This is a genomic window from Nocardioides sp. (assembly GCF_051876515.1).
Lineage (GTDB): Bacteria > Actinomycetota > Actinomycetes > Propionibacteriales > Nocardioidaceae > Nocardioides.
On the sequence record NZ_JBJEHY010000225.1, the window covers coordinates 1 to 5509 of the forward strand.

The 5509-nt window shown below is 73.7% G+C and carries 5 protein-coding genes and 1 pseudogene; all 6 read right to left on the minus strand.

Annotated features, from left to right (window positions below):
• A pseudogene (locus tag ACI379_RS15945) lies at nt 1-181 on the minus strand (hypothetical protein); the annotation flags it as partial.
• The gene (locus ACI379_RS15950; RefSeq protein WP_047468604.1) at nt 178-741 is read right to left on the minus strand and encodes a phage tail protein; all 564 of its coding nucleotides are present in this window, start codon (nt 739-741) and stop codon (nt 178-180) included. The pseudogene ACI379_RS15945 and the gene ACI379_RS15950, both read right to left, overlap by 4 nt.
• Entirely contained in the window at nt 738-2696 is a 1959-nt protein-coding gene (locus ACI379_RS15955; RefSeq protein WP_030696796.1) for a putative baseplate assembly protein, read from the minus strand. Before ACI379_RS15955 ends, ACI379_RS15950 begins: the two co-directional genes overlap by 4 nt.
• Nucleotides 2696-3157, minus strand: a complete 462-nt coding sequence (locus ACI379_RS15960) for a GPW/gp25 family protein (protein ID WP_030696797.1) — start codon at nt 3155-3157, stop codon at nt 2696-2698. Before ACI379_RS15960 ends, ACI379_RS15955 begins: the two co-directional genes overlap by 1 nt.
• A gap of 58 nt (nt 3158-3215) precedes the next feature.
• Complete coding sequence (locus ACI379_RS15965; protein WP_439793099.1) at nt 3216-5120, minus strand: VgrG-related protein; 1905 nt, start codon at nt 5118-5120, stop codon at nt 3216-3218.
• On the minus strand, nt 5120-5509 hold a 390-nt coding region (locus ACI379_RS15970; RefSeq protein WP_439793100.1), incomplete at its 5' end, for a LysM peptidoglycan-binding domain-containing protein. The genes ACI379_RS15965 and ACI379_RS15970, both read right to left, overlap by 1 nt.

A 5509-nucleotide genomic window follows, 5' to 3' on the forward strand; every position in this document is an offset into this window, starting at 1 on the left:
CGCCGTCGGCTGGGGCAGCCGGAGCGGGCGAGGTGGCCGGGGCGGAGGCCGGGGCCGCCGCGGTGGCGCGGGGGGCGGTGCCGCGTGCCGGGTCCCAGCTGAGGACCGCGCCGCAGGCGTCGCAGAAGGACTGGCCCGGTTCCGCGCGGGTCCCGCACTCGGCGCAGTTCTTGGTGGTCATCGCTCCGATGTCCTTTCGGCGGCGGTCACTTCGACCGTGTAGGGCATGTGGGCCGGGCGCGCCGCCGCGACGAGGGCGTCGAGGCGGTGGGTGTCGGCCGGGGTGGGGTCGGGCAGCCGGAGCGCGACGTGCAGGGCCGGCCGGGCAGGACCGGGGAAGGGGCCCAGCGGGCGGGCGCTCCACGCCGCACCGCCGGACTCGGTGATCTCCGGCGTGGCGCCGAACGCGAGCCGCACCGTCTCCACCAGCCCCTGCCGGGTCCCCCGGACGCGGTGCAGGCGGGCGGTGGCGGCGACGATGGCGCGCAGCCGGGGATCAGGCTCGGTGCCGTCGGTCTCGGCGCCGATCCAGGTGCCGAGCCAGCGGGCGAAGTCGACGGGCGTCAGCGCCGGGTCGAAGTAACGGTCCAGGCAGTCCAGGGTGTTGAGGATGGGCGCGAGGACCTCGTCGAGCCCGGCGACGAAGCGCTGGGCCAGGTCGTCGTCGGCGAAGACCGCGGGCAGCATCGCGGCGAGGGGGGCGGAGGACTCCAGCCCGTCGACCGAACCCCGGGCGCTCACGGGGTGTCCCCGACGACCCGGACCCGGTGGTCGTAGGAGAAGACCAGCGCGGGTGCCTCCAGGTCGATGCGGTCGGTGGGGTCGCCGCGCTTGCCGGTCAGCGGGTCGGCCGGGTGCAGCACGACCTCGTCGACGAGTTCGACGCCGGGGACGCGTTGCAGTACCGCGAAGACCTCCCCCGCCTGCACCGGGCGGCCGAAGGGCCAGCCCCGCCCGTCGGCGCCGCCGGTGAGCGGGTCGAGGTGGCGGTAGAGGGCGTCGTGGGCCTGGCGGCGTACCCGGTCGGTGTCGACGGCGCGGAAGGCGTGCACCGTGGCGACCACCGTGACGCCCTGGTAGAAGGGCGGGCCGACGGCGAGCCGGGTGCCGATCAGGCGGCGCTCGTCGAGCTGGCGGGTGATGCGGTCCAGCAGGGCGTCACCGGGGACCAGTTGCTCGAAACGCAGCCGCCCGCCGGGGTCGGGGACGGCCTGCGGGACGACCAGGACCCGCACCGCGTACGCCCCGTGTTCGCCCTCCTCGCCCTCCAGGCAGGTGATCCGGGCCGTCTCGGGGGCGGCGCGGCGGGCCAGTTCCTCGTAGTCCCGCAGGGTGACGGCCCGTTCCTGGGCGCGCAGGGTGATGGGGGCCCGCAGTTTGGCCTCCTCCACCGTCTCGCCGTCGACCCCGCCGCGCGCCGCCTCGCGGTTGACGACCTCCCCGACGTACGGGATGGAGGTGCGCAGGACCTGGACGGCGTGGCGGGCGACGTTGCCGGCGCGGCCGCCGCCGGTGCGGTAGCGGCGGGCCCGGATGACGGCGCCCTTGGGCGGGACGGCGCCGTACTGGCGCAGGGTGCCGTCGCTCTCGCGGACCGAGGGGCCGAAGGCGATCTCGCCGGTGGCGCCGTCCAGGGTGATGTGCGGGTCGTCGGGGCGGGAGGAGGCGAAGTGCGGGACGACCTCCCAGTCGTGCCAGCCCTCGTGCGTGGCGGTCTGGAGCAGCACGGGCGGGGAGTCCGCGACGACCGGGGCGTGGGCGAGCCGCAGCCGCTGGCCGGGCAGGCCGGTGGACTCGCCGAGCGCCTCGTCGCGCACGGTCTCGGCGTGCACGGCGCGGGTGGTGCCGCCGACCGTGTACGCCTCGGCCGAGCGGATGGTGGGGGAGGTGGTGTAGAAGGGCTGGCCGGTCAGCGGCTCGGTGACCCGGCAGCGCACCCAGCCGGCCTCGTGGCCGCCGTTGCGGGAGAGGACGTGGCCCTCGGGCAGGTGGAGCACGATGTCGCCGGGGCGGTTGAGGCCGCCGGTGCCGTCCCGGTCGACCTCGCAGGGCTGCCAGCCGTCCTCCGTCCACGCTTCCCAGGAGAGCGGGGGCTGGCGCGGGTCGACGCCGACACCGTCGACGCGGCTGTCCAGTTCGAGGGCGAGGGCGCAGTGCGGGGCGGCGGCGGTGAGGCCGATCAGCATGCAGTCGCCGGGTTCCGGTGCCTCGGAGAAGCACAGCAGGTCCTTGCCCTCGGCCAGTTCGGTGGTGCGGTCGGTGACCGGGCCGCCCTGGCGCTGCACCACGAGGTGGCTGAGGGCGGTCGGCACGATGCTCAGCCCGCGCTCGGTGGCGAAGACCACGGCCTCGTCCCGCTCGGTGCGGGTGGTGGCGACCTCGGTGCCGACCGGTACCGCCACCGTCTCCTCCTGCGGCGCCGAGAGCCAGAAGGTCACCTCGGTGCGGGCGGCCGACGGCGGGAACAGCGTGATGCCGACCAGGTCGAGGAAGGCCAGATGGTTCTTGTCCGGGACCCGGTTGAGCCGGTAGACGATCTGGTCGGCCATGTGGGCGACGGTCTCGACGAGGGTGACGCCGGGGTCGGAGACGTTGTGGTCGGTCCACTCGGGCGCCCGCTGCTGGATGTAGCGCTTGGCGTCGTCCACGAACTGCTGGAAGCGGCGGTCGTCGAGGTTGGGGGAGGGCAGGGACATCAGCGTTCGCTTTCGGGGAGGGTCCCGGGGCCGCCCGGGCCGGCGGCGCCGCCGGGCGTGCCCGGCTCGTCGTGGGAGGGGATGACGTAGAAGGGGAAGACCAGGCTGCGCGGGTTGTTGGTGCCGCGGATGGCGTAGCGGACGTCGATGAAGAGCACGCTGCGGTCGTGGCCCGCGGTGACCTCCACGTCGTGCACCTCGATCCGCGGCTCCCACCGGTCCAGGCTGGTCAGCACCTCGTGCTGGATGCGCCCGGCGGTCTGCTCGTTGACCGGCGCGAAGACGAGGTCGTGGATGGCGCAGCCGAACTCCGGGCGCATCGGCCGCTCGCCGGGCGCGGTGGCGAGGACCAGCCGGATCGACTCCTCGATCTCGCGCTCGCCGCTGACCAGGGCGATGCCGCCGGTGGGGCCGATCCGCAGGGGGAAGGCCCAGCCGGAGCCCACGAACTGTTCGGACATCAGGACTCCCCGGGGGACGGACGGAAGGGCAGGGGGCGGCGGTCGCGGGGGCGGTCCGTCACAGCGGCACCGGCTTCCCGTTGATGGTGACCACGCCCATGAGCGGGATGTTGATCGCCCGCATCCCGACGCTGGCCACCGAGTTGATCTGGACCGTGCCGGTGGCGTTGAGCAGGGCGGTGCCGCTGGCCTGGAGGTTGAGGACGCCGGTCGCGTTGACGTTGAAGCCGCCCGCCAGGGTCCGCAGGTTGGTGGCGCCCCGGCTCTGCATGGTGATGATCCCGCCGCTCTTGAGGGTGAGCTTGCGGCGGGCGCTCAGGGTGAGGTCGGTGCCCGCCTCGACGGAGACGGACCTGCCGCCCTTGATGGTGACGTCCCCGTCGCTGTCGACGGTGATCTCGGTGTTGGTGCGGTCGAGGTTGACGGTCAGCCGGCCGTCCCCGGAGGCGACCCGCACGCCCTGTTTGCCGCCGGAGCGCTGGCTGAGCAGGTCGACGCGGTTGCCCTGGCGGTCGGAGAGGGTGTGCCGGGTGGCCTGTTTGCGCAGCCCGTCGTGGAGCGGCACGTCCGGGACGCGGGTCGGCAGGTCGACGCCGTTGTACAGCCCGCCGATGACGAAGGGGTGGTCGAGCGCGCCCCGGTCGAAGGCGACCAGCACTTCGTCGCCGACGTCCATCGGGAAGATCCCGCCGCCGCTCTTCCCGCCCAGCTGCACGCACCGCGTCCAGTCGCTGACGTACGCGTCGTTCAGCCAGGGGAAGGTGAGCTTGACCCTGCCCTGGCGCAGCGGGTCCTGGACGTCGGTGACGACGGCGTTGGCGACGCTGGGCAGCCGGGAGGCGCCGCCGCCCGCCTCACCGCCGCCCGAGGCCAGTCCGTACAGCGAGCGCCACTGGCGGCCGCTGACGGTCACCCAGGACTCGTAGTGCCTGCCGTCGCCGAAGACGTGCCGCACCGAGGTCACCGTGTACTTGCCCTCGAAGGGCTCGCCCACGTCGGAGAGGGCCACCGGGACGCCGGGCCGCAACTCGGGGTTGCCACGCGCGGCCACCTCCAGCTCCGCGAAGGACGAGGTGACGTCGGTGGCGAGGGCCTCGGCGGCGTGCTGCACCTCGGACTGCTTGTCGTACGGCGACGCGGTCTCCACCAGCGTCGCGGACTTGAAGGCGCGGGCGATCTCGCCCGGGGTGACGCCGATGCTGATGCCCGGGTCGGTGGTGAGGGTCTTGACCTCGCTGATCTTCTTCTTGGTGGTGACGTTCCAGCCGCGTGTCTCCACCTTGTTGACCTGGTCGGCGGCGGTGACGGCGGCCCGCAGCCGCAGGATGTCGTGGCCGCCCTGGAGCACGAACGGGCTCTTGTCACCGTCCGTGCCCGGCGAGGGCGCCCCCGAGGACGCCTTGGGCTTCACGAACTGGAACTTGCCCTTCGCGTCCAGTGACATCACCGACTCGTTCTCGTCGGCGAGGCGCGAGAGGAAGTCCCAGTCGCTGATGTTGGGCTGGCTGATGAACTCGTAGAGCGCCGGGGTGGACTGGATCCGCCCGATCGGCACGCCCGCCTTCGCGGCCAGCCTGCGGGCGATGTCGGAGGCGGTCTGGTTGCGGTACGCGGAGACCCGGCGGCGGCGCATCAGGCGGTGCCCGAAGTCGTAGCCGCGTACGACGGCGAAGCTGCCGGTGCCGTCGTAGTCCGCCTCCAGGCCGGTGACCTCGCCGGTGAGCAGCGGATCGCCGAGCCCCTCGCCGTCGGCGACCGGGGTCAGCACCACCTCGGTGCCGAACGTCACCCCCAGCTCCCCGAGGACGATCCGGTACGGGTCGCGGAAGGTCAGCCGGAAGGCGGCGGGCACGCCCGCGCCCTGGTCGACCCAGCCCTCCACCAGCAGCGGGGCGATGTCCTTCGGAAGCTCGGCCCCGCCGATCGAGACCTGGATGACGCTGGAGAACGCGGTACGCACCATCAGCGCCGCACCTCCTCGGCGGCGGGCAGCACCAGTTCGGTCCCGGAGCGCAGCCGCGAGGGGTCGTCGATGTCGTTGGCCTCGGCGATGGCCCGCCAGGCCGACGCCTCCCCGTACTCCCGCCACGCCAGCGACTGGAGGGTGTCGCCCGCGACCACGCGGTGCACCCGCTGCGCGGTGAGCGCCCCCGAGGTCGGGTTCTGGCCCTTGGTCTTCGAGGGGATCTCGTGCAGCCGCATCTGGCAGGTCGCCCGGATCGGCACCCCGGTGGTCCCGAAGAGCGTGTAGGACGCCTCGACCGAGGAGACGTACGCCGTGAACCGCGCCGTGGAGAACGCCCCCCACTCGAACACCACCCACGGCGGCGACGGCTGCTTCGCCGCGATGCT

Bases quoted from the DNA above. Each gene is read 5' to 3' on its own strand.
- ACI379_RS15955 (WP_030696796.1), bottom strand. From the start codon at position 2,696: ATGTCCCTGCCCTCCCCCAACCTCGACGACCGCCGCTTCCAGCAGTTC.
- ACI379_RS15960 (WP_030696797.1), bottom strand. From the start codon at position 3,157: ATGTCCGAACAGTTCGTGGGCTCCGGCTGGGCCTTCCCCCTGCGGATC.
- ACI379_RS15965 (WP_439793099.1), bottom strand. From the start codon at position 5,120: ATGGTGCGTACCGCGTTCTCCAGCGTCATCCAGGTCTCGATCGGCGGG.